The 25834-nt window shown below is 72.7% G+C and carries 24 protein-coding genes; 9 read left to right on the top strand and 15 right to left on the bottom strand.

What is annotated here, in order from left to right; genetic code table 11:
* Positions 1–13: 13 nt before the first annotated feature.
* The 4 genes from OHB00_RS15775 to OHB00_RS15790 form a co-directional block, all read right to left on the bottom strand.
* On the bottom strand, positions 14–985 hold the full coding sequence (locus OHB00_RS15775) for a DMT family transporter (protein WP_406435362.1): 972 nt from the start codon (positions 983–985) through the stop codon (positions 14–16).
* A gap of 16 nt (positions 986–1001) precedes the next feature.
* The gene (locus OHB00_RS15780; protein WP_406435364.1) at positions 1002–1829 is read right to left on the bottom strand and encodes a helix-turn-helix domain-containing protein; all 828 of its coding nucleotides are present in this window, start codon (positions 1827–1829) and stop codon (positions 1002–1004) included.
* A 4-nt stretch (positions 1830–1833) separates the two neighbouring features.
* A complete protein-coding gene (locus tag OHB00_RS15785; RefSeq protein ID WP_406445801.1) occupies positions 1834–2097 on the bottom strand; it encodes a TetR-like C-terminal domain-containing protein in 264 nt (87 codons plus the stop codon).
* 85 nt (positions 2098–2182) lie between these two features.
* Entirely contained in the window at positions 2183–2809 is a 627-nt protein-coding gene (locus OHB00_RS15790; RefSeq protein ID WP_406435366.1) for a TetR/AcrR family transcriptional regulator, read from the bottom strand.
* 67 nt (positions 2810–2876) lie between these two features.
* On the opposite strand from OHB00_RS15790, the gene OHB00_RS15795 reads away from it, so the two are divergent.
* Positions 2877–4439: an FAD-dependent monooxygenase gene (locus OHB00_RS15795; protein WP_406445803.1), complete on the top strand. Its 1563-nt coding sequence runs from the start codon at positions 2877–2879 to the stop codon at positions 4437–4439.
* 174 nt (positions 4440–4613) lie between these two features.
* Here OHB00_RS15795 and OHB00_RS15800 read toward each other — a convergent pair whose 3' ends face one another.
* A complete protein-coding gene (locus tag OHB00_RS15800) occupies positions 4614–6050 on the bottom strand; it encodes an RNB domain-containing ribonuclease (protein WP_406435368.1) in 1437 nt (478 codons plus the stop codon).
* Between the two features lie 98 nt (positions 6051–6148).
* Here OHB00_RS15800 and yaaA point away from each other — a divergent pair, with 98 nt between their 5' ends.
* Positions 6149–6931 (top strand): peroxide stress protein YaaA, encoded by a 783-nt coding sequence (gene yaaA, locus OHB00_RS15805; protein WP_406435370.1) that lies wholly within the window; start codon positions 6149–6151, stop codon positions 6929–6931.
* Between the two features lie 81 nt (positions 6932–7012).
* Positions 7013–7651, top strand: a complete 639-nt coding sequence (locus OHB00_RS15810; protein ID WP_406435372.1) for a bifunctional 4-hydroxy-2-oxoglutarate aldolase/2-dehydro-3-deoxy-phosphogluconate aldolase — start codon at positions 7013–7015, stop codon at positions 7649–7651.
* Here the strand turns inward: OHB00_RS15810 and OHB00_RS15815 are convergent.
* Genes OHB00_RS15815 through OHB00_RS15825 form a run of 3 tightly spaced genes read right to left on the bottom strand, consistent with a single transcriptional unit; the run spans position 7623 to position 10583 of the window.
* The gene (locus OHB00_RS15815) at positions 7623–8984 is read right to left on the bottom strand and encodes a bifunctional RNase H/acid phosphatase (protein WP_406435374.1); all 1362 of its coding nucleotides are present in this window, start codon (positions 8982–8984) and stop codon (positions 7623–7625) included. The two genes, OHB00_RS15810 and OHB00_RS15815, sit on opposite strands and share 29 nt — an antisense overlap.
* 19 nt (positions 8985–9003) lie before the next feature.
* The gene (locus tag OHB00_RS15820; RefSeq protein WP_406445805.1) at positions 9004–9747 is read right to left on the bottom strand and encodes a zinc ribbon domain-containing protein; all 744 of its coding nucleotides are present in this window, start codon (positions 9745–9747) and stop codon (positions 9004–9006) included.
* Positions 9744–10583: a Nif3-like dinuclear metal center hexameric protein gene (locus tag OHB00_RS15825; protein WP_406435376.1), complete on the bottom strand. Its 840-nt coding sequence runs from the start codon at positions 10581–10583 to the stop codon at positions 9744–9746. The genes OHB00_RS15820 and OHB00_RS15825 overlap by 4 nt, the downstream gene beginning before the upstream one ends.
* A gap of 188 nt (positions 10584–10771) precedes the next feature.
* On the opposite strand from OHB00_RS15825, the gene OHB00_RS15830 reads away from it, so the two are divergent.
* A complete protein-coding gene (locus OHB00_RS15830; protein WP_406435378.1) occupies positions 10772–11989 on the top strand; it encodes a hypothetical protein in 1218 nt (405 codons plus the stop codon).
* Between the two features lie 95 nt (positions 11990–12084).
* Positions 12085–12237: a hypothetical protein gene (locus OHB00_RS15835; RefSeq protein ID WP_406435379.1), complete on the top strand. Its 153-nt coding sequence runs from the start codon at positions 12085–12087 to the stop codon at positions 12235–12237.
* A 79-nt stretch (positions 12238–12316) separates the two neighbouring features.
* Here OHB00_RS15835 and OHB00_RS15840 read toward each other — a convergent pair whose 3' ends face one another.
* The 3 genes from OHB00_RS15840 to OHB00_RS15850 are packed head-to-tail and all read right to left on the bottom strand — an operon-like array spanning position 12317 to position 15256.
* Positions 12317–13273, bottom strand: coding sequence for a 3-oxoacyl-ACP reductase (locus OHB00_RS15840; protein ID WP_406435381.1), 957 nt, complete (start codon positions 13271–13273; stop codon positions 12317–12319).
* Between the two features lie 11 nt (positions 13274–13284).
* A complete protein-coding gene (locus OHB00_RS15845; RefSeq protein ID WP_406435383.1) occupies positions 13285–14361 on the bottom strand; it encodes a Zn-dependent alcohol dehydrogenase in 1077 nt (358 codons plus the stop codon).
* Between the two features lie 37 nt (positions 14362–14398).
* Positions 14399–15256 (bottom strand): MaoC/PaaZ C-terminal domain-containing protein, encoded by an 858-nt coding sequence (locus tag OHB00_RS15850; protein WP_406435385.1) that lies wholly within the window; start codon positions 15254–15256, stop codon positions 14399–14401.
* Between the two features lie 284 nt (positions 15257–15540).
* On the opposite strand from OHB00_RS15850, the gene OHB00_RS15855 reads away from it, so the two are divergent.
* Positions 15541–16833: a sensor histidine kinase gene (locus OHB00_RS15855; protein WP_406435387.1), complete on the top strand. Its 1293-nt coding sequence runs from the start codon at positions 15541–15543 to the stop codon at positions 16831–16833.
* A gap of 203 nt (positions 16834–17036) precedes the next feature.
* Here OHB00_RS15855 and OHB00_RS15860 read toward each other — a convergent pair whose 3' ends face one another.
* Complete coding sequence (locus OHB00_RS15860; RefSeq protein ID WP_406435390.1) at positions 17037–18608, bottom strand: alpha-L-arabinofuranosidase B; 1572 nt, start codon at positions 18606–18608, stop codon at positions 17037–17039.
* Between the two features lie 263 nt (positions 18609–18871).
* Between OHB00_RS15860 and OHB00_RS15865 the strand changes: the two genes are divergently transcribed.
* Positions 18872–19504, top strand: coding sequence for a response regulator (locus OHB00_RS15865; RefSeq protein WP_406445807.1), 633 nt, complete (start codon positions 18872–18874; stop codon positions 19502–19504).
* Between the two features lie 231 nt (positions 19505–19735).
* Here OHB00_RS15865 and OHB00_RS15870 read toward each other — a convergent pair whose 3' ends face one another.
* Positions 19736–21001, bottom strand: coding sequence for a lipid-transfer protein (locus OHB00_RS15870; protein ID WP_406435392.1), 1266 nt, complete (start codon positions 20999–21001; stop codon positions 19736–19738).
* Positions 21002–21162: 161 nt separating this feature from the next.
* Here OHB00_RS15870 and OHB00_RS15875 point away from each other — a divergent pair, with 161 nt between their 5' ends.
* Both OHB00_RS15875 and OHB00_RS15880 read left to right on the top strand, forming a co-directional pair.
* Complete coding sequence (locus OHB00_RS15875; protein ID WP_406435394.1) at positions 21163–22905, top strand: MFS transporter; 1743 nt, start codon at positions 21163–21165, stop codon at positions 22903–22905.
* A 63-nt stretch (positions 22906–22968) separates the two neighbouring features.
* Positions 22969–23157 carry a hypothetical protein gene (locus OHB00_RS15880; protein ID WP_406435396.1) on the top strand — a complete coding sequence of 63 codons (189 nt, stop codon included), beginning with the start codon at positions 22969–22971 and terminating at the stop codon, positions 23155–23157.
* Positions 23158–23374: 217 nt separating this feature from the next.
* Here the strand turns inward: OHB00_RS15880 and OHB00_RS15885 are convergent, their stop codons facing one another.
* Both OHB00_RS15885 and OHB00_RS15890 read right to left on the bottom strand, forming a co-directional pair.
* Positions 23375–24478, bottom strand: coding sequence for an alpha-hydroxy acid oxidase (locus OHB00_RS15885; RefSeq protein ID WP_406435398.1), 1104 nt, complete (start codon positions 24476–24478; stop codon positions 23375–23377).
* 19 nt (positions 24479–24497) lie between these two features.
* Positions 24498–25832: a PLP-dependent aminotransferase family protein gene (locus tag OHB00_RS15890; protein WP_406435400.1), complete on the bottom strand. Its 1335-nt coding sequence runs from the start codon at positions 25830–25832 to the stop codon at positions 24498–24500.
* Between the last annotated feature and the right edge of the window lie 2 nt (positions 25833–25834).

Consider the following 25834-nt stretch of genomic DNA (forward strand, 5'->3'; position numbering starts at 1 on the left):
CGTGTCGACCATGTTACCGGGCGCGCGCCTCGCCTCGTTCCGGCCGGGGGTCCGGCCCGCGGCGGAGCCGCTGTCGGGTGCTGCGTCCCCCGGGACGACGCGGCACCGGGCGTGCCACCCCCTTCGGTGCCGAGGCCATCGTCGCCAGCACCGATCCCGTCAGGATCAGCGCGAAGGAGACGGCGATCGTCGGGGTGAAGCTCTCGCTCAGGAAGAGGGCGCCCGCCGCCACCGCCACCGCCGGGTTGACGTACGTGATCACGGTGGAGCGGGTGGGGCCTATCTCCTTGATCAGCTCCAGGAACGCCACGAAGGCCACCGCCGTGCAGAGGACCCCCAGGGCGAGCAGGCAGAGCAAGGCGTTCGTCGAGGGGACGGAAGAGGGCCAGGTCGCCGCGGCCGCCGGGGCGTAGACCAGGGTCGCCAGGGTCAGGCACGGGGCTATCAGCTGCAGCGTCGGGACGTCCTTCAGGCGGCGGGCCGCTATCAGGGGCGCCGTCGCGTAGCCGACGACGGTGAGCAGGACCTCGCCGAGGGAGCGGGCGTCGCCGCCCGTGAGGTGCGGGACGGTCAGGACGCCCACGCCGGCCAGGCCGATCAGGAGGCCCGCGATCCGTCGTACGCCCAGGTGCTCACGGTCGCCGCCGAAGTAGCGGGCCGCCACCACGCCCACGATCGGCACGCCCGCTATGAGCAGGCCCGCCGTCGAGCTGGACAGGTGGCGTTCGGCGTCGGTGAGAGTGAACCAGGGGCCCATGATCTCGATACACGCGAAGGCCAGCATCGGGCGCCAGTGGGTTCGGAGGGTGAGGAGGAGACCTCCCTGGCGGATCGCCAGGGGGAGGAGCAGGGCCGCGCCCACCGCGCACCGCGCGAACACCACCATCGACGGGGACACCTCGTCCACCGCCACCTTGATCATCAGATAGGGGATGCCCCAGATCACTCCCATGAGGGAGAACAGGAACCAGCCGCGTGCAGTCATACCGGAAGCATCGGCGTCAGTACCGTGCCGCGTCTTGAACGCTGTTGCGGTACGCCGCCGGGGTCACCCCCAGCACCCGGCGGAACCAGCGGGTCATGTGGGCCTGGTCCGCGAAACCCACGAGCGTGGCGGCCTCCGCGGGGCGCAGGCCCGCTTCCAGCAGCGCGCGGGCCCGGTTCACCCGGTACTGGGCGAGCCAGGCGTACGGCGGTACACCCATCGTCGTACGGAAGGTCCGCAGGAGCTGGTAGCGGGAGAGGCCGAGGTCGGCCGCCAGGTCGGCCAGTGAGGGTGGGCAGGTCAGTTCGTCGGCCAGGCGGTCCCGGACCAGGAGCGAGATGCGGTGGGCGCCGGGGATCTCGTCCCGCGCCGGCCGGGCCGTGGAGTGGCGGCGGGACAGGGCCGTCAGCAGCCAGGGGAGGCGGGTCTCGGCCTCCAGGGGGTCCGGGCAGGCGGCCAGCTCGGTGTGGGCCTGGCGGATGGCCGCGGCCAGCTCGGGGTCGTCGACGACCGGGTCGCGGAAGTGCGGTACGGCGTCCAGGGTGCCGTCCGCCAGCAGGGACGAGTCCGCGTACAGGGCGCGGTAGGCGTAGCCGTCGGTCGGGGTGGCCGGACCGCCGGTGTGCATCTCGCCGGGGCCCAGGACGACGATCGAACCGGGGCCGGTGTGGATGTGGCCGCCGCGGTAGGCGATCACCTCGGAGCCGTCGACGCACACCCCGATCGAGAACTCGGCGTGGGTGTGCGGGGCGTACACGTGTTTCTCGAAGCGGGCCGTCAGCATGTCGAGCGACGGGCCGCAGCGGCCCAGCCTCGCCCTTGTCCACCGTGCGTGTTCGGCCATCGTCCTACCCCCCTGTGGCGTGCTGAGGGTGCAACGCCTTCAGGCCCCGTTTCCATGCCGCGTCCAGGTCGGCGTCGTCGGGAAAGCGGCCGTGGATCTCCAGGATCACCATGCCGTGCGCGAACGCCCAGGTGGCGCGGGCCAGGTCGAGGTCGCCGCCACAGGCTCGCAGCGACGGGAGGGCGGCCCTGTCCCCCAGGCCGGACGGCAGAGCGGCCCGCGGGAGGGGGCGTTCCGTGGCCAGGCAGTAGAGGTGGGGATGGGCCAGGAGAGTCGGACGCGAGGAGCATCGGACGCCGGGAGAACCAGACGCAAGGAGCGTCGGACGCCGGGAGAGCCAGACGCAGAGAGAGTCAGGCGCCGGGAGGCATCCGCTCCAGCGCGTCGAACGCCGCCGCCATCCGCGCCCGGTGGTCCTCGACGATCTCCGTGAACGGGTCGCCCGCGAGCTGGCGGCGCACCGAGGCGACGCACACCGAGCGGTACGCGGCGACGGTCACGGCCGCCGTCAGCTCCGGGTCGGCGAGCCCCGCCTCGGCGAGCGCTCCGGCCAGCGCCCGCTCCACCTCCTCCACCGCCTCACGGGCCCGGGCCCGCAGCGCCGGCGAGTCGGCGACGACCGGCCAGAAGCCCGCGAAGTTCTCGCCCACACCGCCCAGCGGATGCCGTGCGTCGATGAACCGGAAGGCCAGGCGGCGCAGCGCCGCGAGCGGGGGCTCGCCGGGCGCGCGGTCCCGTACCGCCCCGGCGAAGGCCGCGACCGCCTCCGGGATGCGGTCGAGGAACAGGTCCTCCTTGCGCGGGAAGTAGTTGAAGACGGTCATCGCCGAGACCCCGGCCGCCCGCGCGACCTCCGCGACCGTGACCTGGTCGAAGCCGTGCTCCCGGAACATCACCGTCGCGACGTTCGAGATCCGCTGCCGCGTCTCCCGCTTCTTGCGCTCCCGCAGGGACTCCCCTGGCCTGTTCTCATCGATCACAAGAAAACTATAGCCGCTCGAAACTTTTAGTGACTACAGTGAAGTCATGAGCGAAGACATCGAGAGCATGACGCGCAGGACGTCCACCGGGGACAGGAACCGCGTGGACTACGACGTGGTGGTCGCCGGCGGCGGGCCCGTCGGCCTCTTCCTCGCCGGTGAGCTGCGGCTCGGCGGCGCGAGCGTGCTGGTCGTGGAGCGGCTGGCCGAGGTGGACGAGACCATCAAGGCGGGCGGGATCAACACGGCGGGTGCGGTGAGCCTCTACCGGCGCGGGCTGCTCCCCGACCTCGCGGCGGCCTGGGAGCGGAACCGGTGGCGGATGCGGGCCTTCCTCGGGGACCGCGCGGCCGACGCGCCCCGGACTCCCCCGAAGTTCGCCGGGCACTTCGCCGGGATCATGATGCGCGGTGACCTGTTCGACGGCTCCGACCCGGCGTTCGCCGACATCGGCCCCGCCGACGGCGTCGGCCTCGGCGTCCCCCAGGTGGAGCTGGAGCGGATCCTGGGCGCCCGTGCCGACCGGCTGGGCGTCGAGGTCCGCCGGGGCGTGCAGCTGACCGGCTTCGAGGCCGACGACGACGGCGTCACCGTACGGCTCGACCCCTCCGAAGCGATCCGGGCCCGGTGGCTCGTGGGGTGCGACGGCGGCCGGAGCACCGTCCGCAAGCTCGCCGGGTTCGACTTCCCCGGGACCGAGCCGGAGATCACCGGTTATCAGGCGGTCGTCGAGATGAGCGGGGGCGAGCGGCTGGGGGTGGGCTGGAACACCACCGACGTGGGGACGTACGTCAACGGGCCCTTCCCCGGCCGTGTCCTCACCGTCGAGTTCGACGGGCCGCCCGCCGACCGGTCCGCGCCCGTCACCGCAGAGGAGCTCCAGGCCTCGCTTCGCCGGGTGTCGGGCGTGGCCGAGGTGACCATCGACGAGGTGCACTCCTCGACCCGGTTCACCGACAACGCCCGCCAGGCGAGCACCTACCGCAAGGGCCGGGTGCTGCTCGCCGGGGACGCGGCGCACGTGCACTCGCCGTTCGGCGGGCAGGGGCTCAACCTCGGGCTCGGCGACGCCATGAACCTCGGCTGGAAGCTGGCCGCCGTGGTGCGCGGGGCCGCGCCCGAGAACCTGCTCGACAGCTACACGGCCGAACGGCACCCGGTCGGCGCCTGGGTGCTGGACTGGACCCGTGCCCAGATCGCCGTGATGCGCCCCGACCGGCACGCCCGCGCCCTGCGCCGGGTGGTCACCGATCTCGCGCTGACGACGACCGGGACGACGTACCTCGTCAAGCAGATCTCGGGCGTCTGGCAGCGCTACGATCTGCCCGGCGGCCACCCGCTGACCGGGCAGAGCGCCCCGGACCTGGAGTTCTCCGACGGCACCCGGCTCGGCGACCGTCTCCACGACGGCCGCGCCCTGCTCCTCGACCTCGCCGACGACCCGAAGCTGCGCGCCCGCGCGGAGGGGTACGGCGACCGGGTGGACGTCGTCACCGCGGCCTGCCCGGGGCGGCCCGAGCTGACCGGTCTGCTGGTACGGCCCGACGGGTTCGTGGCCTGGGCCGCGGACGAGAACGACCAGGGAGACGACGTCGACGACGCCCTGGCCCGCTGGTTCGTCGCCGTCTGAGCCCCGCTCGCTCCGGCGGTCGCCGAGCCGGAGCCGGGGCACGGGCTCGCCGAGGACGTGCTCCACTCCGGCAAGGGCCTGGGCGAGGTGCTCGCCGAACTCGACGAGGACCGAGGGCCGAGGACTTCGCCCGAGGGGATCGCGGAGATCTGGGGGGCAACGCCGTGCGGTGGCTCAGGCGGGCGCGAAGCGCACCTTCGTCGTCCCCGGGTCGGCCTCGGTGAGGCGCACCGGCAGCCGCTCGCCCAGCGGGAGCGGTGCGCCGGCCTCGATCCGGCCTATGACGGCGGGCTGCTGCAGCAGCACCTTCCCCACGGTCGGCCTGCGCTCCTCGACCTCCACCACGCAGCCGTCGAAGACCTCCCCGACCCGGTCCTTGAGCAGGGCCGCCTCGACGATGTCGACGCACTCCCGCTCCACCGTGCCGGCGCGCCGCGCTCCTTCGGCCATCTGCTTGGGGAGCGTGTCCAGCGCCATCAGCACCCAGTCGGACGGGGCCTCGCCGGCGGCCGCCGCCAGGCACAGCTCGGATGCGTAGCGGTCGGCCAGGCGGCGCAGCGGCGCGGTGCAGTGGGCGTAGGAGGCGGCGACGGCCGCGTGGGTGGTGTTCGCGGGCAGGACGCCGTCCCGGAAGACCGTGTAGCCGGCGCCGCGCAGGAGGCTGGTGCACTCCTGGAGGAAGGCCGCGTGGCGGGGGCGGCGCGGGTTCAGGGAGCGGATCAGCGCGGCGTACGAGACATGGTGCGGCCACTCGATGCGCAGCGCGTGCGCGGTACGGCGCAGGCGGGCCACCGCGCCGTCGGGGGCGGTCGGCAGGGTACGCAGCACGCCGGTGCCGTGGGCCAGCATCAGATCGGCGGCGGCCATGCCGGTGAGCAGGGAGATCTGGGCGTTCCAGGCGTCGGCGGGCAGCGGGGCCCGGTAGCTGAGCTCATAGGTGTGGTCGTACTCGACGATCTCCTGCTCGGGCACGTTGAGGGAGATGCCGCCGCGTTCCACCTCCAGGCGTTCGCGGGCCTCGCCGATCTCCCTGAGCAGGGCGACGGGCTCCTCGGCGGTGCCCTCGTCGATCCGCTGCTGGACGCCCGCGTAGTCGAGCTTGGCCCGGCTGCGGACGAGGGCCCGGCGGACGTCGGTGGTCAGGGTCCGGCCCTCCCCGTCCAGGTCGATGGTCCACAGGACGGCCGGGCAGGTCCGGCCGGGGAGCAGGCTGGCCGCGCCCTCGCTGAGGACGGCGGGGTGCAGGGGGACCTTCTCGTCGGGAAAGTAGAGGGTGTTCACGCGGTGGTGCGCCTCGGAGTCCAGCGCGCCGCCGGGTACGACGAAGGCGGCGACGTCGGCGATGGCGTACCGCACGCGGAAGCCGCCGTCGTGCCGGGACAGGTGCATCGCCTGGTCGAGGTCGTTCGCGGTGGGAGGGTCGACCGTGAAGAAGGGGATGTCGGTCGCGTCGTGACCGGGCACGGCCGGGAACCTGGCGACGCCCTCGGCCTCCGCGAGGACCTCGGGCGGGAAGGTCTCGGGGGCATGGAGGTCGGCCCGGAGCGCGGCGAGCGCGGCCCGGAGGGGGGCCTCGGGGGCACCCTTGACACGGATGTGACGGCGGGGCATAGGACGAGCGTAGTCACAGGCGGCCGGTCCGGCGCCTTACGCTGACGCGAAGCGTTGATGACGGACGCCGATGAGCGTCGTGGTGAAGAGGAGTACCTGTGCTGGTCCTGCTGCCGCCCTCGGAGGGCAAGGCGTCCTCGGGCCGTGGTGCGTCGCTGAAGCCGGAGTCGCTGTCCCTGCCGGGGCTCGCGGCGGCGCGCGAGGCCGTACTGGCCGAGCTGGTCGAGCTGTGCGCCGGTGACGAGGAGAAGGCCCGCGGGGTGCTCGGGCTGAGCGAGGGGCTGCGCGGCGAGGTCGCCAAGAACGCGGCGCTGCGGACCGCGGGCACGCGGCCGGCCGGGGAGATCTACACGGGGGTGCTGTACGACGCCCTCGGCCTCGCCTCCCTGGACGCCGCGGCGAAGCGGCGGGCCGCGCGGTCGCTGCTGGTCTTCTCGGGGCTGTGGGGCGCGGTGCGGGTGACGGACCGCATCCCGTCGTACCGCTGCTCGATGGGTGTGAAGCTGCCGGGGCTCGGCCCGCTCGGCGCGCACTGGCGGGGGCCGATGGCCGAGGTGCTGCCGGAGGTGGCCGGGCGGGGGCTGGTGCTGGACCTGCGGTCGGCGGCGTACGCGGCCGCCTGGCAGCCCAAGGGTGAGGTGGCCTCGCGGACGGCGACCGTGCGGGTGCTGCACGCGCCGACACGGAAGGTGGTCAGCCACTTCAACAAGGCGACGAAGGGGCGGATGGTACGGAGTCTGCTGAGCGCCGGGATCGCGCCGGCCGGTCCGGGTGAGCTGGTGGAGGCGCTGCGGGAGCTGGGGTACGAGGTGGAGGCGCAGTCGCCCGCGAAGGCGGGGCGGGCGTGGGCGCTGGATGTGCTGGTGACCGAGGTTCACTGAAGCGCCGGACGCGGCATCGCACCTATTGCAACATGCGCAACGGCCTTTGCGCGCTCTGCATCGCCTCGGCAGGATGACGCCATGCCCACCTCGCTGCTGGATCTCGCGCCCGTCGTGCCCGTCGTCGTCATCGAGGACGCCGCCGACGCCGTGCCGCTGGCGCGGGCGCTGGTGGACGGCGGGCTGCCGGTCATCGAGGTGACCCTGCGGACACCGGCGGCGCTGGACGCCGTCCGGGCCGTCGCCGGTGCGGTGCCGGAGGCGGTGGTCGGGGCGGGGACCGTGCTGACGCCGGAGCAGGTGACGCAGTGCGTGGCGGCCGGGGCGCGGTTTCTCGTCAGTCCGGGGTGGACGGACGGGCTGCTGACGGCGATGGCCGCGTCCGGGGTGCCGTTCCTGCCGGGGGTGTCGACCGCCTCGGAGGTGGTGGCGCTGCTCGAACGCGGGGTGCGGGAGATGAAGTTCTTCCCGGCGCAGGCCGCCGGCGGCACCGCGTATCTGAAGTCCCTCGCGGGTCCGCTGCCGCAGGCCCGGTTCTGTCCGACGGGAGGGATCGGGCCGGGCAACGCGCCCGAGTACCTCGCCCTTCCGAACGTCGGCTGCGTGGGCGGCACGTGGATGATCCCCGCGGATGCCGTGGCCGCCCGGGACTGGGGCCGCGTCGAGTCGCTGGCCCGGGCGGCGGCGGGGCTCAGGGACGCAGGTGGGACGTGTCGTTGAAGAGCCGTACGCTCGCGTTGCCGTCCGCGTAGTACGCCACCGCCGACAGCGAGGCCGCCGACAGTTCCATGCGGAACAGGGACTGGAGGGGGGCGCCGAGGGCGAGTTGCACGAACGTCTTGATCGGCGTGACGTGTGTGACGAGGAGGACCGTGCGGCCCGCGTAGGCCGCGATCAGTTTGTCGCGGGTGGCCGCGATGCGCGCCGCCGTCTCGGCGAAGCTCTCGCCGCCGCCGGTGGGGTGGGCCGACGGGTCGGCCAGCCAGGTGGTCAGGTCGTCGGGGTGGCGCTCGCGGACCTCGCCGAAGGTCAGGCCCTCCCAGGCGCCGAAGTCCGTCTCCTTGATCCCCTCCTCGATGGTGACGTCGAGGCCGAGGCGGTCGGCGACGGCCGCGGCGGTCTGCCGGGTCCGGGTGAGGGGGGAGGCGAGGATCGTCTCGATCGTGCCGCGGCGGGCGAGGGCTTCGGCGGCGCGCCGCGCCTGCTCCAGGCCGACCTCGGAGAGGGCGGGGTCGGTGCCGCCGCTGCCGGAGAAGCGTTTCTGGGGGGTGAGGGGGGTTTCGCCGTGGCGGAGGAGTACGAAGGTGGCCGGGGCGCCGAGGTCGGGGGCCGAGCTCCAGCCGGGGGACGCTACCGTGCGGGCGGCGCGGGTGTCGGCGGCGGGCGCCTCGGCTGTCGTCACAGTGCCGGTGAGTGGGGGCTGGTCGCGCCCACGCGGCGGAGCCGCAAATGTCTCAGCCCCGCGCCCCTTACGGGGCGCTGCCAGTGCCGCGTCCGCCACCGCGTCCCCGGTCACGCCCGACCGCTCAGGTCCGCGCTCCGCACGGGGCGCTGTCGCCGCCGTCCGTGGTTTCGCCCCGCCCGGCCGGTCAGGCCGCGCGTCCAGCTCCGCCGTCGATGCCGCGGCCGACCACTGTTCCCCCCGCTTCCCCGCGTCCATCGCCTCGTTCGCCAGTCGGTCGGCGTGTTTGTTCTCGGCTCTCGGGATCCACTCGTACGTGACCTGGTCCGGCGGGAACACCCGGGACGCCTCTGTGGCCAGGGGCTTCATGTCGGGGTGTTTGATCTTCCAGCGGCCGGACATCTGCTCGATGACCAGCTTGGAGTCCATGCGGACGTGGACGGTGGCGGCCGGGTCCAGGGCGTGGGCCGCGCGCAGGCCTGCCAGCAGGCCGCGGTACTCGGCGACGTTGTTGGTGACGACGCCGAGGTACTCGGCCGCCTCCGTCAGCGTCTCGCCGGTCGCCGCGTCGACGACCACCGCGCCGTAGCCGGCCGGTCCCGGGTTGCCCCGGGAGCCGCCGTCCGCCTCGACGATGAACTCCCTTGCCACGTAAGCCCCTTCAGTGTTCCTACAGACCCGACTCGGCCGTGCGCACCAGGATGCGGCGGCAGTTCTCGCAGCGGACGACCGTGTCGGGGGCGGCGGAGCGGATCTCGTTCAGCTCGGTGATGGCGAGCTCCTGGCGGCAGCCCTGGCAGGTGCGCGCGTACAGCTTGGCCGCGCCGATGCCGCCCTGCTGCTCGCGCAGCTTGTCGTAGAGCTTGAGGAGGTCGGCCGGGACCGAGCCCGCGATGACCTCGCGCTCCTTGGTCACCGTCGTGGCCTCGGTGTCGATCTCCGCGGACGCGGCGTTCCGGCGCGCGGTCGCGTCGTCGATCCGGCCCTGGACCGAGCCGACCCGCTCGGTCAGCTCGGCGACCCGCTCCTGCGCGGACTCGCGGCGCTCCATGACCTCAAGGACGACGTCCTCCAGGTCACCCTGTCGCTTGGCGAGGGAGACGATCTCCTTCTGGAGGTTCTCCAGGTCCTTCGGGGAGGTGACCGCGCCGGAGTCCAGGCGCTGCTGGTCGCGGGCGGCGCGCTGGCGCACCTGGTCCACGTCCTGCTCGGCCTTGGTCTGCTCGCGGGCGGTGTCGCTCTCCTCGGTCTGCGCGGCCACGAGCAGGTCGCGCAGCTGGGTGAGGTCCTTGGTCAGCGACTCGATCTCGGCGTGCTCGGGCAGCGACCTCCGCTTGTGCGCCAGCTGCTGGAGGCGTACGTCCAGGGCCTGGACGTCGAGGAGTCGGATCTGGTCGGCGGGCGCTGCGTTCAGTTGGGGGCTCCAAGGGACGGTGAGTGGCTGGTCCAGGGGTCGGTGACCGTCTTGGAGACGTGCACGCGAAGGTCCCAGCCGTGGCGGTCGGAGATCTCGTCGAGCTGGGTGGCGGCCAGCTCGCACCAGGGCCATTCGGTGGCCCAGTGCGCCGCGTCGAGCAGCGCGAGGGGGCTTTGGGCGACCGCTTCCGACGCCGGGTGGTGGCGCAGGTCGGCGGTGAGGAAGGCGTCCACGCCGGCGGCGCGTACGACGTCGAAGAGGCTGTCGCCGGAGCCGCCGCTGACGGCGACCGTGCGCACGAGGGCCTCGGGGTCGCCGGCGACGCGGATGCCCTGTGCGGTGGCGGGGAGCCGGGCCGCGGCGCGTTCCGCCAGTTCCCGGACGGTGACGGGGTGGTCCAGCTCGCAGACGCGGCCGAGGCCCCGGCGGCCCTGCGGGTCGGTGGGATCCGGGACGAGGGGGCGTACGACCCGCAGGTCCAGGGCGCCCGCGAGCGCGTCGGAGACGCCCGGGTCGGCGGTGTCGGCGTTGGTGTGGGCGACGTGCAGCGCGATGTCGTTCTTGATCAGGGTGTGCACCGCCCGGCCCTTGAAGTGGGAGGCCGCGACCGTCGTCGTACCGCGCAGGTAGAGCGGGTGGTGGGTGACCAGCAGGCCGGCGCCGAGCTTCACCGCCTCGTCGACGATGTCCTGGACCGGGTCGACGGCGAAGAGGACGCGCGTGACCTCCTGGTCGAGGTCGCCCACGACCGTACCGACCGCGTCCCAGGACTCGGCGCGCTCGGCGGGCCACAGGTTGTCCAGCGCGGCGATGACTTCTGACAGACGGGTCACGGGGAAAAGGCTACCTGCCTGTTCCCCGGGGCTGTACCTGCTCGCCCACGGGAGCAGGCGGACAGCACACCGGCCCCTGTTTCCTCAGGCGAATCGTCCAGCGTGCACCCGTATGTGTGAAGCCGTGTGCGGCCGGTCCGCCGTCTGTGCGTGCGAAAACTAGCTTCGTAGCCGGAGGTGACCGAACGATGACGGCCTGTGCGATCGGACCCTCGGCTGCGGACGAGGACGACAGGGCGCCGGGGTCGGGCTGCGCGATCACGGTGGACGGGGCGTACGCGGCCCGGCTGGCTCAGCAGGAAGGTTCCTGGTACCCGGAGCGGTGGACGCTGGACGGCCCCGAGCCCTACGCCGTGCCCCTCCCCGGCAACCAGCCGGAGGAGCCGGACACGGAGGTGCAGCCGATGGGCGACGGGCGGGTGCTCATCCGGCGGCTGGTTGACGGGCGGCACCACTTCGCCCTGCTGTACCCGACCGGGCCGGGCACGGGTGAGCTGCCGCTGGGCGCGGTGGAGTGCCTGGACGAGGGTGGATCGCTGCGGCTGCTGCCGTCGGCGCCGGGGGGTGCGCGGGCGTACGCGCTCGCCGTCGGGCCGCGTTCCTCCACCGTCTGGCTGGTGGCGGGCGGGGCCTTCGGGCCCGAGCGGCTCGCGGTGGTGCCGGGGCGGTGTTCGGGCGGGGTCTGGCTGGACCGGGCCGGGCGGATGCTCGCCCTGGACCGGGAACTGGGCGGCCGGACCAAGGCCGTCGTGGTCGATCTGGAGCGGGGTGGCGAGGTGTCGCCGCTGCTGCAGATCGCGGCGGACAGCGACGACCGGCTGCTGCTCGCCGACCCGGACAGCGGGCTGATCCTGGTCGGCTCGGACGCGCCCAGCCCCGGGCAGGAACGGTTGGGCTGGGGCGTCCTCGGCAGCACGCTGCCGGTGCGCTTCCCGGAGAGTCTGCGGGTGCCGGAGTGCCCGGACTGCGTGGTGACGCCGTTCGCCGTGCAGCCGGGGCAGATGCTGGTGCCGGAGAACTGCGGGGTGGCGCTGCGCATCGCCGGGCCGCTCGGCAGCTGGGTGGGCGCCTGGCGGCCGAGAGCGCGCGGGATGTGTCATCTCCCGGCGCCCGAGGGGTGGTTGACGGGTGCCGGGGTGTGGACAGCGGACGGGGTGCTGCGGCTGCCGTACGCCACGGGGGAGATCCCGTGCGGGGTGGCGGCGGTGGCGGTGCCCTGGGCGGAGACGGGGGGATCGGGGGAGGCGGGGGAGCACGGGGGCCCGGGGGATCCGGTTCATGACGGCGCGGCCGCCGGGGCGTCGGGTACGCCCGGGAAGCCGACGGAACCGGATCCCCCGGAACCGGTGGTGGCCCGGCCGGTACCCCTGCAACAGGCGCCCCTGGCACGGCTTGTAACGAACTAGCACCGGTCGGCGTGCCTGCCTGGATTCGCCCCGCCGCGGGCCCGATAAAATCGCCGCGCTGTAGAAAGATCATGTTGACGGGGTGAATTCTTCCGATGAGCGACGCCAGCACGTCCCAGCCGCTGTCCGCCGACCTCCAGGAAAGGGGTGGCCACGGCAAGCACCGTGGTCACGTCTCGGGGCAGGACAGCGAAACGGCCCCCAGCGGCCGGCACCGCAAGCCGGAGCCGGCCGACAGCGCGGCCTGACGGTACGTACGACAGCGGCTCCGCCCCCTCGGGGGCGGAGCCGCTGTCGTACGCGGTCCAGCCGCTGTCGTCCGCCGTCCTACTGTCGCTTCAGCCCCAGCACCTCCGCCGCCGCGAACGTCTCCCCCGCCGGCCGGTCGGCGTAGTGCGGGGTGAGCAGGGTGTCGAGTTCGTCGTAGCTGAAGAGGTCCTGCTTGCTGTCGAACTTGGCCTGGACGCGCGGGCGTTCAACGATCGCGACCATGCCTCCGTGCACGACCAGCAGCTGTCCGTTGATCCGTTCGGCGGCCGGGGAGGCCAGGTAGCCGACGAGCGGCGCGACGTGTTCGGGGGCGAGCGGGTCGATGCCCTCGGCCGGCTGCTCGAACCCGGCGAAGACGTCCTCGGTCATCCGGGTGCGGGCGCGCGGGCAGATCACGTTGGCGGTGACGCCGTACTTGGCGAGGGCGAGGGCGGTGGAGGTGGTCAGGCCGACGATGCCGCCTTTCGCGGCCGCGTAGTTGGGCTGGCCCGCGGAGCCGGCGAGGAAGGCCTCGGAGGAGGTGTTCACGATCCGGCCGTAGACCTTCGCGCCGCCCGCCGCCTTGGAGCGGTCCCGCCAGTGCGCCGCCGCGAAGTGGGTGGTGTTGAAGTGGCCCTTGAGGTGGACCCTGATCACCGAGTCCCACTCGTCCTCGGTCATGGAGAAGACCATGCGGTCGCGCAGGATCCCCGCGTTGTTGACGAGGATGTCCAGCTTTCCGTAGTGGGCCGTCGCCAGGGCGAGCAGGTCGCGCGCCTGTGCGAAGTCGGCGACGTCCCCCGTGTGGGCGACCGCCCGGCCGCCCGCCGCGCGGATCTCCTCGGCGACCTGCTCGGCGGGCGCCGCGGAGGCCGCCCCCGAGCCGTCCCGGCCCGGCCGGCCGAAGTCGTTGACGACGACGGCCGCGCCCAGCCGGGCCAGTTCGAGTGCCTCGGCCCGGCCCAGGCCCCGGCCAGCTCCGGTGACGATCGCGCTGAGCCCTTCGAGCGGCCTCTCCGACGTCCTTTCCGGCATGCGTCGGCCCCTCAGATCTCTATGCAGGTGCGCAGGGCGGTGCCGGTGCGCATCTGGTCCAGGGCCTCGTTGATCTCGGCCAGCGGCACCCGGTGGGTGATCAGGCCCTCCAGGTCGATCCGGCCGGCCCGCCACAGGGCGATCGTCCGCTCGTAGGAGCGCACCACGTCTCCCCCGCCGTACATCGACGGCAGGATCCGCTTCTCGTCGAAGAACAGCTCGAACATGTTGAGCTGGAGGAAGTCGTCCATGGCGCCCGCGCCGACGACCACGAGGGTGCCGCCGCGCCGGGTGTTCTCGTACGCGGTCCGGGCGGTGGCGGACTTGCCGACGACCTCGAAGACGTAGTCGAAACCCTCGCCGGCGGTGGCCTCCTGTTTGGCGCCGGGCAGTTCGTCGGGCGAGACCGCCTTCGTCGCCCCGAACCTGAGCGCCGACTCGCGCCGCGACTCGACCGGGTCGACGGCGACGATCTCGGCGGCGCCCTTGAGCCGGGCCCCCTGGATCGCCGAGATCCCGACGCCTCCGCACCCGATGACGGCGACCGACGAACCGGCCTCCACGTCGGCCGTGTTGAGTGCCGCGCCGAGCCCGGTGGTGACCCCGCAGCCGATCAGCGCGGCGATGTCGAAGGGCACGTCGTCCGGGATCGGCACCGCGCACCCGGCGTCGACCACGACCTCCTCGGTGAAGGTGCCGGTGCCCGCGAAGCCGAAGACGTCACCGCCGGGGCGCCGGAAGTTGGGGGTGCCGGCGTTCATGAACCCGGCCAGGCACAGCTCGGTCTGCCCGCGCCTGCAGGCCGGACAGGCGCCGCAGGCCGGCAGCCAGCAGACGACCACCCGGTCGCCGGGCTTCACCCGGGTGACGCCCTCCCCCACCTCCAGGACCTCGCCCGCGCCCTCGTGGCCCGGCACGAACGGCCCCGGCTGTGGCAGCACCCCGCTCATCGCGGACAGGTCCGAGTGACACAGCCCCGTGGCGCGCACCCGGATCCGCACCCTGCCGGGCCCGAATCCCACCGCCTCGACGTCGTCGAGGACGTCCAGCTTCTCCTGTCCGATCTCGTGCAGTACGGCTGCGCGCATGGTGCGGCTCCCCTCAACTGCTCAGCTGCTCAACTGATCAAGAGTGTTCGACGATCGTGTCGGCGAGAACGGGCGCGTCCTCGCGCTCTACGGCGCTCACGGCGACCCGGATCCGCCCGTCGCCCCGCCACATGCGGATCCGCAGAGTCTCCCCCGGGTACACCACCCCGGCGAACCGGGTCGTGTACGACCGCACCCGGCTCACGTCCCCGTCGAGCAGCGTGTCCACGACCGCCTTCAGGGTCATGCCGTAGGTGCACAGCCCGTGCAGGATGGGCCGGTCGAAGCCGGCGAGCTTGGCGAACTCGGGGTCGGCGTGCAGCGGGTTGTAGTCGCCGGAGAGGCGGTAGAGCAGCGCCTGGTCCTCGCGGATCGGGCGCTCGACGGTCCGGTCGGGCTCGCCGGTGGGCGGCTCCAGCCGGGTCGAGGGGCCCCGGTCGCCGCCCCAGCCGCCCTCCCCCCGTACGAAGATCTGCGCGTCGTTGGTCCACAGCGGGCCGTCGGCGTCCGCGACCTCGGTGCGCATCACGAGGACGGCGGCCTTGCCCTTGTCGTACACGGCGGCGATCCCGCCGGTGGCGGTGGCGGTGCCCGCGGCCGGGATGGGGCGGTGCAGGGTCAGCGACTGGCCGCCGTGCAGCACCTTGGCGAGGTCGACGTCGATGCCGGGCATGGACAGTCCGCTGATCACCTCGGGAGAGCCGTTGCCCGCGACGGTGGCGAAGCTGGGCAGGACGTGCAGCCGGGTCTCCAGGGTGTAGCGCAGTTCGTCGGGGTCGGTCGCGGGGCGGCCCGCGCCGATGCCGAGGTGGTAGAGCTGGACGTCCCGGCGCTCCCAGTGGATCTCCCCGGACCGGGGTTCGGCGGCGAGGGCCTTGGCTGCGTCGATGGGCATACGGCTCCTGAGGTGTCTCAAGACCTCGGCACGGCCGTCCGCACCGTCGGTCGCACCGAGGTCGTCCACGGGGCGGGTCTAGAACGCGTTCCAGTCCAGCGCACCTTGTATAGCCCAGCCCTCCGCAGTTGTGAAGACTCCTGACGTCGTGTCAGATCCGGCTCCGGCGGACCATGACATTTGTCCTGCCCATCGCCGTACATCCGCCTCTGCCGGACCGGCGCCGCCTTTCGTAGGGTCGTACCGCCGGACAGCACGGAACGGATCCGATCGGGGGAAGCGGTATGTCGTGGCGGCAGCAGGTGAGGTGCCAGGTGGACGCCTGGCGGACGGCGCGGGCCGAGTGGCGGGCGGAGATGGACCGTTTCCGGGCCCAGCAGAAGGCCGCGCGGAAGAACGGCGAGGTGTCCGAGCACGCCGGCCCGCCGCCCTCCGGGTTCGCGCTGCTCCCCTGGCTGCTGATGGGGCTGGGCTCCCTCTCCAACCTGCTCCAGGGCAAGACGCCCAATCCGCTGATCGGCTCCTTCGGCCTGCTGGCCTTCAACTCCCTGTACATCTACGTGTCGTTCCGCTCCTTCCGCAAAGAGGCCCGGGAGGCCACCTCCACCCGCGTCGCCCTTGTGCTGATGGGCCTGCTGACCACCGGCCTGGCCCTCGGCTACGGCGACAACTGGCTGATGTTCTTCCCGCTGCTCGGCCTCGCCGCGGGCGCGGCGCTGCGCGGCCCCTGGCTGGGCCGGACCGGCATCCTGCTGGCCCTCTTCGCCGGCGCGGTCTCCTGGTACCGGGACGGCTCGGACGCCATCACCATCGCCTACGGCACCTTCCTGTCGACGATGATCACCGCCGCGATCCTCTCCCTCTCCGAGGCCGTCCGGGAACTGCGCGCCGCCCGCGAGGAGCTGGCCCGGCGCGCGGTGGAGAAGGAGCGGCTGCGCTTCTCCCGGGATCTGCACGACCTGCTCGGGCACACCCTCTCGGTGATCGTCGTGAAGTCGGAGGCGGCCCGCCGGGTCGCGCCCCGGGACCTGGACGCGGCGCTGTCGCAGATCTCCGACATCGAGTCGGTCGGCCGGCAGGCGCTGACCGAGATCCGCGAGGCGGTGACCGGCTACCGGGAGGGCAGCCTGGCCGCCGATCTCACCCGGGCCCGCTCGGCCCTCACGGCGGCGGGCATGGAGCCGGTGGTCCGGCAGTCGGGGGCGCCGCTCGCCCCGCAGACGGAGACGCTGCTCGGCTGGGTGGTGCGCGAGGCGGTCACCAACGTGGTGCGGCACAGCGACGCCACGCGCTGTGAGATCACCGTCGACAGCGCCGCCGGGCAGGCCCGGCTGACGGTCACCGACGACGGCTCGGGCGCGGTGGCCGCCGAGCCCTGCCGGGAGGGCATCGGCGGCACCGGCCTGAAGGGGCTGACCGAGCGCCTGGCGGCGGCCGGCGGCTCCCTTCAGGCCGGCCCGGCGCCCCGCGGCGGCTTCAAGGTCACCGCGGAGCTCCCCACCGAGGCCCTGGAGCTGCTGTCCCCGGAGAGGGCTGGGGGCTGTCCGGCGGATCAAGTCGCAGGAAAGCAGCGGTGACTGGTGAGCGCGGGGGAGCGTGCGACTGCAAGGCGGAGGAGGCGTAGGCCATCAGCCGCCGCCCCGGCGGGCGACGCGGTGGGGGCACCTCCCGGCCGAAGGCCGGGGGGCGTCGGCGACCGACGACGACGCCGCTGGGGGTACCCCCTCTGGGGGAGGGCGTGCCAGACCCCGCGCCTGCGGCATGATCCGCCGGACAGCCCCTAGGGCGCCCACGGCGAGCTGACGGCCCAGCTCACGTCGTCGGTCCAGGAGGTGGCGCTGTCCCAGGCGTTGGAGCCGCCGTCGCTCGCTATGTAGAGGTTGTAGTTGTAGTGACGCAGGTATTTCGTCGGGTAGTTGTACGAGGCGAAGGATGTGCCCGTGCCGCTCTTGCCGGTCGTCGGGCAGAAGGTGGCGTCCTGTCTGAACGTGGTGGTGCCGTCCATGGGCTGCCGGTAGATCTTGAAGTTGTAGTGGCGCAGGTAGTCGCCGGGGTAGTTCCGGGACTCGAAGGAGACGCAGGAGCTGCTCGCGAGGCCGGGACGGACGATCCAGGTGGCGTCGCTCTTGTCGAGAGTGGAGCTGGCGGAGGTGATGGCCGACAGGACACCGGCGTTGTTCTGGTGGCGGACGTAGTCGGCGGTGCAGCAGGACGTGGTGGCCTGGAGGGAGATCTCCGAGGCGGAGCCCAGGCTGCCGGTGGAACCGGTGGCGCCGCCGTAGCCGACGGAGACGATGTTGGACTGGACGGCGTCGTCGGCGGCGTCGGTCGGGATGCCGGAGGTCATCACGCCCTCGAAGAACGAGCCGATGGAGCCGTTGCTGTTGTCGCCGCCGGTGCCGAGGACGATCGCGCCCTCCTGGTGCATCGGTGAGTAACCGCTGCTGGTGCTGGGTTCACCGCCGGAATACGTGGTGGTGAGTCCGCCGGATTGGGCGTTCCCCCATTTCAGTGCGAAATGGTCCTGCCCGTTGTTCTTCAGCAAAGCGGTGACGAACGGCAGCGCACCTGTGCCCGTGTTGGACGAGTTGGTGCTGTAGCCGAGATTGGACTCGAACAGCCCGTTCTCCAGGTCCGCCTGGACCCAGGGGCCGGAGCCGTAGCAGGGCGCGAACCAGCACTCGGTGCCGAAGTTGATGGCGTCCATGTGGCCGTTGCCGGTGTCCTTGTTGTTGGTCTCGGCGTTGCCGTAGTCGAAGCAGCAACTGCCGTTCACATGAGTGCCGGAGGTGACCATGTACATCCCCTCGGCGGCGCCGTTGGTGGCGACCCCGGAGGTGGAGTTGTCCCGGTAGCCCATGCCGGCCGAGATCTCCAGGCCGTAGACCTGGTGGCCGCCGACGGTCACCGGCAGCGCGTCCGCCGGGGCCCCGACATCGGCCGCGCCGGCCCCGCCGGCGCCCTCGACGGTGAGGTCGTTGTGCTTGCTGGACTGGTCGTAGATCTTGGTGATGATGCAGGTCGTACCGGCGCAGAAGGAGTTCTGCGCGGCCGCGTTGGCATAGCCGCCGGTGGCCAGCAGGCCGATGTCGGCCGTGGCGCTGTCCGAGGCGCGCTGCACCTGGTAGAGGGAGCCGCTGTACGACGAGTACAGCGCCCGGACCATGCTGTGCGCGGCGACGCACGGGGTGCCTGCGGCGGCGTAGACGTCACAGGGCAGCGAACTCGCGGCGGACGCCTCGGGGGCGCCGGCCCCGACGACGAGCGCGGCGATGGTCGCGAACGCGGCGAGCACGGAGAGCACGGCTCTCCGGATACGCGGCGGACAGGAGCGCAGGGCTCGTACAGGCACTGAGAACACGGTGCACCTCATTCTTGGTTCCTCGTAGGGCGGTGCGGGTTCTTGGTGTCCGATATTCCGAACACCGTTCGATCGAAATACCGAACCTGTCCAGCTGTCGAAATGCCGACCATTCGCCGACCATTCGGGGAATTGCAGAGGCGATTGTTTGAGCACGGTCAACCCCCGTCAAGCCCTGCGGCACGGAACAATGACTGTTCTTTAATTGCCGGGCCCGAGGCTAGGCTTGGGCTGTGTACGAGCCTGCGAACGAGATGCCCCGGGACCATCGGCCGGCCAGGTCCATCAGGGTGCTGCTCGCCGAGGACCAGGGGATGATGCGCGGGGCTCTGGCCTTACTGCTCGGAATGGAGCCGGACATCGAGGTGGTCGCCCAGGTCGCGGCGGGCGACGCGATCGTGGACGCCGCGCTCGTCCACCGCCCCGACGTGGCCCTCCTCGACATCGAACTGCCGGGCCGGAGCGGCCTGGACGCGGCGGCGGAGCTGCGCGAGCAGGCGCCGGACTGCCGGGTGCTGATCCTCACCACCTTCGGCCGGCCCGGCTATCTGCGCCGGGCGATGGAGGCCGGGGCCGCCGGGTTCCTCGTCAAGGACGGGCCGGTGGAGGAACTGGCGCAGGCGATCCGGCGGGTGCTCACCGGGGAGACCGTGGTCGACCCGGCGCTCGCCGCCGCCGCGCTCAGTGCCGGGCCGAACCCGCTCACCGCCCGCGAGTGCGACGTGCTGAAGGCGTCGGTGGACGGTGCGACCGTCGCCGACATCGCGGCGAGACTGCATCTGTCGGAGTCGACGGTCCGCAACTACCTCTCCGCCGCGATCGGCAAGACCGGCACCCGCAACCGCGCGGAGGCGGTGCGGGAGGCCCGGCAGCAGGGGTGGCTGTGACCCACCGGCCCGCGTCCTGGCCCACCGGGGTCTTCCGGCGCGGCAGCCGCAGCGGCATCAGGACCGCCCCCGCCGGCAGCAGCCCGGCGCACGCCGGTGGCACCACCAGCCAGGCGGGGGCGCGGTACGGCGGGACATGTGCGAGGCGTCCGCGGCTTCCAGCATGGATGTCGTGCTCTCAAGCCGGTTACGGTGCTTGCTCAAGCCGGTTACGGTGCTTGCTCAAGCCGGTTACGGTGCTTGCATCGGCTTTTCGGCCGACCCCGGCCTCGGTCGTGCGCCCTGGACCAGCCGCCGGAAGAGCGTCACCACCGCGGCCCCGCCCAGCCCGATGTTGTGCGCGAGCCCGACCCGGGCGCCGGGGACCTGCCGGTCGCCGGCCGTGCCGCGCAGCTGCCACACCAGTTCGGCGGTCTGCGCGAGCCCGGTCGCGCCCAGCGGGTGCCCCTTGGAGATGAGCCCGCCGGAGGGGTTCACCACCCAGCGGCCGCCGTACGTGGTCGCGCCGGACTCGACGAGCTTGCCCGACTCACCGGCGGCGCACATGCCGAGCGCCTCGTAGGTCAGCAGCTCGTTGACGGAGAAGCAGTCGTGCAGTTCGACGACGTCGACGTCCTCGATGCCGAGGCCGGAGCGTTCGTACACCTGCCGGGCCGCCGCCCGTGACATGGGCTGCCCGACGACGTCGATGCACGAGCCCGACGCGAAGGACTCCTCGGTGTCGGTCGTCATCGCCTGCGCGACGATCTCGACGAGGCCGGTGAGCCCGCGCCGTTCGGCGAACCGTTCGGAGACGACGACGGCCGCCGCCGCGCCGTCGGAGGTGGGCGAGCACTGGAGCCGGGTGAGCGGGCGGTGGACGGTGCGGGCCGCGAGGACGGCGTCGACGTCGTACACGTCCTGGAACTGGGCGTACGGGTTGTCCGCGGAGTGCCGGTGGTTCTTGGCGGCCACCGCGGCGAGCTGCGCCTCGGTGGTGCCGTACCGCTCCATGTGCTCGCGGGCCGCGTCGCCGAAGATCTGCGCGGTGGGCGGGGTCATCTCGAAGCCGTGCCGGGCGGCCATGATGCCGTAGTGGCGGGCGACGGGGGAGGCCGAGCTCCAGTCATCAGCGGCCCCGCCGCGGGCCCCTCCGTCGGCGCCGCTCCCCAGCGCGCCCTTCTTCATCTTCTCGAAGCCGAGGGCCAGGACGCAGTCGGCCGCCCCGCCCTCGACGAGCTGGCGGGCCAGCATCAGGGCGGTCGCGCCGGTGGCGCAGTTGTTGTTGACGTTGTAGACGGGGATGCCGGTGAGACCCAGCTCATAGGCGGCCCGCTGACCGGCGGTGGAGGGCTGGAAACAGTAGCCGACGGGAACCTGTTCCACCTCGGCGTAGGCGATTCCGGCGTCGGCGAGGGCAGAGCCGCCGGCCTCCCGGACCATGTCCCAGTACTGCCAGTCACGGGTCTCGGGCTTCTCGAACTTGGTCATACCGACGCCGGCAACATAGGCCTTCATGGCGCGCACACTAGAACGTGTTTCATAAATGCGCCATCCCCTGACGGCAGATCAGAAACCCATGGGACGGTCAAGGATTCGTTAGCAGCTCGAAGCAACGGAATAGTTGCCTGTGCATACGAGGTTTAGCCGGTACTTACCACTCGGGGAGGCCTCACTCAATGACGCACACGACGACCGACCAGCCCGCCCGGGGCGCGAGCGGGGCCGTGGTCCCGGTGCTCGCCTTCGCGGGCATCGTGGTCGCGGTGATGCAGACCCTGCTCGTTCCGGTCATCAAGGACCTGCCGCAGCTGCTGGGCACCGAGCCGAGCAACGCCACCTGGGTGCTGACCTCGACGCTGCTGTCGGGCGCCGTGGCCACCCCGATCATGGGCCGCCTCGGCGACCTCTACGGCAAGCGGCGGATGCTGATCCTGAGCCTCGCCGTGATGGTGGTCGGCGCGCTGGTCAGCGCGCTCACCAGCGACCTGCTCACGATGATCGTGGGCCGTACCCTCCAGGGCTTCGCCATGGGCGCGATCCCGCTGGGCATCGGCCTGATGCGCGACATGCTGCCGCGCGAGCGGCTCGGCTCGGCGATGGCCCTGATGAGCTCCTCGATCGGCGTCGGCGGCGGCCTCGCGCTGCCCGCCGCGGCCCTGGTCGCGCAGCACACGGACTGGCACGCCCTGTTCTACGGCGCCGCCGGCCTCGGCGTGCTCTCCATAGCCCTGACGCTTCTCGTCGTACCGGAATCCCCGATGCGCGCGAAGGGCTCATTCGACGTGCCCGGCGCGATAGGCCTGTCGGCCGGCCTGGTGCTGCTCCTGCTGCCCATCACCAAGGGCAGCGACTGGGGCTGGTCCTCCGGCACCACACTCGGCCTGTTCGCCGCCGCGGTCGCCGTCCTCCTCCTCTGGGGCGTGTTCGAGCTGCGCCACTCGGCCCCGCTGGTCGACCTGCGCACCACCGCCCGCCGCGAGGTGCTCCTCACCAACCTCGCCTCGATCATGGTCGGCGTCAGCTTCTACGTGGTCTCGCTGGTCCTGCCGCAGCTGCTCCAGCTCCCGAAGGCCACCGGCTACGGCCTCGGCCAGTCGATGGTCACCGCCGGTCTGCTGGTCGCCCCGCTGGGCCTGACGATGATGTTCACGGCGCCGGTGTACGCCCGCCTCTCGGCCAAGCACGGCCCCAAGACCACCCTCATCCTCGGCATGCTGATCATCGCGATCGGCTACGGCGCGGGCCTCGGCCTGATGAGCGCGGCCTGGCAGAGCCTGGTCATCGCGGTCGTCCTCGGCGCGGGCATCGGCCTCGCCTACTCCTCGCTGCCGGCGCTGATCGTCGGCGCGGTCCCGGCGTCCGAGACGGGCGCCGCGAACGGCCTCAACACACTGATGCGGTCCATCGGTACCTCCGTCTCCAGCGCCGTCATCGGCATGGTGCTGGCGAACACCGCGAACAACGTGGGCGGCGTCGCCATCCCGACGATGCACGGCTTCCGGGTCTCGTTCCTGATCGCGACGGCCGCGGTGGCGGTGGGTCTGCTCCTCGCGGTGTTCCTGCCGAAGCGGAGCCTGCCGGCCCAGCACACGCAGCTGCGGGCCAGCAGCGAGGAGGACGCCGCGCTCGCCCACGCCGAGGAGGTCCTGCGGGGCTTCCGCGGCCGCGTCCTGGACGCCGCGGGCGTGCCGGTGGCCCGCGCCAAGGTGACCCTGATCGACCGGCGGGGGCGGCAGGCGGGAGCGACCCTCTCCGCCGAGGACGGCAGGTACGCGCTCGCGGTACCCGCCGAGGGAGCGTACGTCCTGGCCGCGAAGGCCGCGGGCCACGGTCCGCTCGCCTCGTCGGCGACCCACGCCGGCGACGACCGCGCGATCGACCTGGACCTCGCACTGCCCGCCGAGACGGTCGACGCGTGACACCCGGCGGGTGCGGGCGACCGTGACACATCACGGCCGCCCGCACCCCCGTCCCACACACCGATGACACGGCAACCCACCACCGCCGAAGGCGTCACCCACCGGGACCCCTACGACGCCCTTACCCCGACCCCGCACCAGCCGCAGCGGGATACCGGCGTGATCGCCCCGGACACCTCGGTGGCCACGGGCCGGCCACCCGACACGGTCGCCCCGACACCGCATCAGCCGCAGGCCGGGAAACCCGCGTGATCGCCCCGACACCCCGGCGGCCATGGGCCGGCCAACCCACACGGTCGCCCCGACACCGCATCAGCCGCAGGCCGACGGACCGCTTGATGGCCCCAGCACCGCGCCAGCCGCAGGCCAGGGAAACCCGTGTGATCGCTCCGACCCGTCGGCGGCCGCCGAACCCGTGACACCGAGCGACTCGCGGGAGGCCGGGCCGCGGGCGCGGGCGACGTGACGGTCAGGGTGTCGTGACGCCGGAGCGGTTGAGGTCGGGCACGGTCGGGGCTCCCATCAGGGCCATGACCTCGTCGAACTCGCGCATGAGCAGGCGGAGGACCGCGGCGACGCCGTCGGCGCCGGAATGTGCCAGGCCCCAGAGCGCGGGGCGGCCGATCATGACCGCGTCCGCGCCCAGGCACAGGGCCTTGGCGATGTCGGCACCGTGCCGGATGCCGCCGTCGAGAACGACCTGGCAGCCTCCCTCCACGGCGTCGACGACCTCCGTGAGGCAGTCCGGGGCGCTGCGGGCGAAGTCGAGCTGCCGGCCGCCGTGGTTGGAGACGACCAGTCCCGAGACCCCGTGCTTGACGGCCAGCCTGGCGTCGTCCCCGGTGAGTACGCCCTTGAGCACCACCGGCAGGGACGACACCTCGTGCAGCCAGGCGAGGTCGTCCCAGGTGATCGAGGAGTCGAACTGCTCCGCCGAGTGCCGTGCGATGGCCGATTCCCCGGCCCGGCTCCCGTGCGAGGCGGCCATCACCTCCGCGGCCAGGTTGACCGCCCGGATGCCGGGCGGCACCGCGAACCCGTTGGCGGCGTCCCGTGGGCGGAACGCGACCCTGGGCGCGTCGACCGTCAGGACCAGCGCCCGGAAACCGGCCGCCTCGGCCCGGCGGATCAGGTCCGCCATCAGGTCCCGGCGCTTGAGCCAGTAGAGCTGCAGCCACAGAGGACCGGTGGCCGCGGCGGCGATGTCCTCAAGCGTGCGGCTCGCGAACATGCTGACGGTCAGGAGCGCCCCCGCGTCGCCCGCGGCCCGTGCGGTCGCCACCTCGCCCTCGGGATGGGCCAGCTGGTGGTAGGCCATGGGCGCGATGCCCAGCGGAGCGGCCAGTCGCGCACCCAGCAGCTCGGTGGCCGGGTCGCAGCGGGAGACGTCGACGAGACAGCGCGGCCGCAGCCGGATGCGGTCCAGCGCCTCCCGCCCCGCCGTCAGCATCGACTCGGTGCCGCTGCCGCCGGCGAAGAAGTCCCACACCGGTCCCGGCAACCGCTCCTTGGCCGCCGCCTCGTAGGTGTGCAGCGCCAGCACCACGTCTTCTCCGTTCGCCGTGCGGTCCATGGATGTCGGTCACCCGCCCTCAGGCGGTGGTGTCGCTGATCTGCGCGGTGATGAAGGCGGCCAGCCTGGCGATGCCCTCGACGATCACCTCCGGGCTCTGCGAACTGCACGACAGCCGCAGCTGGTGGGTGCCGCCGCCGTCCAGGTGGAAGTCGCTCATCGGGGTCCACAGCACGCCGAAGGCGCGTGCGGAGAGTTCCAGGGCCTGGTGGTCGGCGGCGAAGGGCACGTCGACGACCAGGAAGAAGCCGCCGTCCGGACGGTTCCAGGAGATGCCGAGCCCGGCCCGGCGCGCCGCGGGGAAGTGCCGCTCCAGCTCGCCGAGCAGCGTGTCCATGTTCGTGCGGTAGTACGCGACGGCCGCGGAGTTCGCCTCGCGGAGCCGGCAGTCGTGCTCGACGAGGATCCCGCCGACGACGGCCTGGCTGACGGCCGAGGTGTTGACGGTGGTCATGCTCTTGATCTTCGACAGCTCGTCCGCGAGCAGCGTGCGCCGCCCGTCCGGGCCGACGACCTCCTGGTCGGCGATGGCGTAGCCGACCCGGGCGCCGGGCAGCGCCGTCTTCGCGAAGGACCCCAGATGCACCACCCGCCGGCCCCGGTCGAGGGCCTTCAGCGTCGGGCGGGCCGAGCCGGTCCTGACGAAGAACCCGTACGGGTCGTCCTCCAGGACCAGCAGGTCCTCCTGCGCGGCCAGGTCCAGCAGCCGCCCCCGTGCCGCGACGCTCATGCTCGCGCCGGACGGGTTGGCGAAGTCCGGGACGACGTAGAAGGCCCGGGGGCGTTCACCGGCTGCCCGGGCGGCGCGGACCGCCGCCAGCACGGCCTCCGGGTCGGGTCCGGCGGGGCCCTCGGGCACCGGGCGGACCCGGATGCCGAGGAGCCGGGCCACGCCCGTGATGCCCACGTAGCAGGGCGAGCTGACCAGCAGGGTGTCCTCGGGACCGGCGAACAGGGCCCGCAGGACGAGGAGCATGGCCTCCTGGCACCCGGTGGTCACCACGATCGCTTCCGGCGGGACCTGGATGCCCTCGTCGTTGGCGACCGTCCTGGCGATCAGTTCGTGGATGACGCCGTTGGTACGGCCGTACTGGAAGAGCTGGGTCCGCACCCGGTCGCGGGACCAGCCGAGGGTCTTCTCCAGGTACGTGGTGTACGTCTGGAGATGCCGGGCGAGGTCCTCCGGTTCGAAGTCGCCCTCGGTGGGCCGGCCGGGGGCGAAGGAGATGGCGTCCGGGAAGCGGCCGACGACCTCGTTGAGGAAGTTCATCGCGTCGAGGACCGGGTCGCTGAGCGAGGCGTGCAGCCCGGCGAGGGGCAGGGCCTGCGGGAGCGGCGGGGCGGCTTGGGTCATGG

Origin of the sequence: Streptomyces sp. NBC_00631, from assembly GCF_045206895.1 — a bacterium.
In the GTDB taxonomy this organism is placed as follows: Bacteria; Actinomycetota; Actinomycetes; order Streptomycetales; family Streptomycetaceae; genus Streptomyces.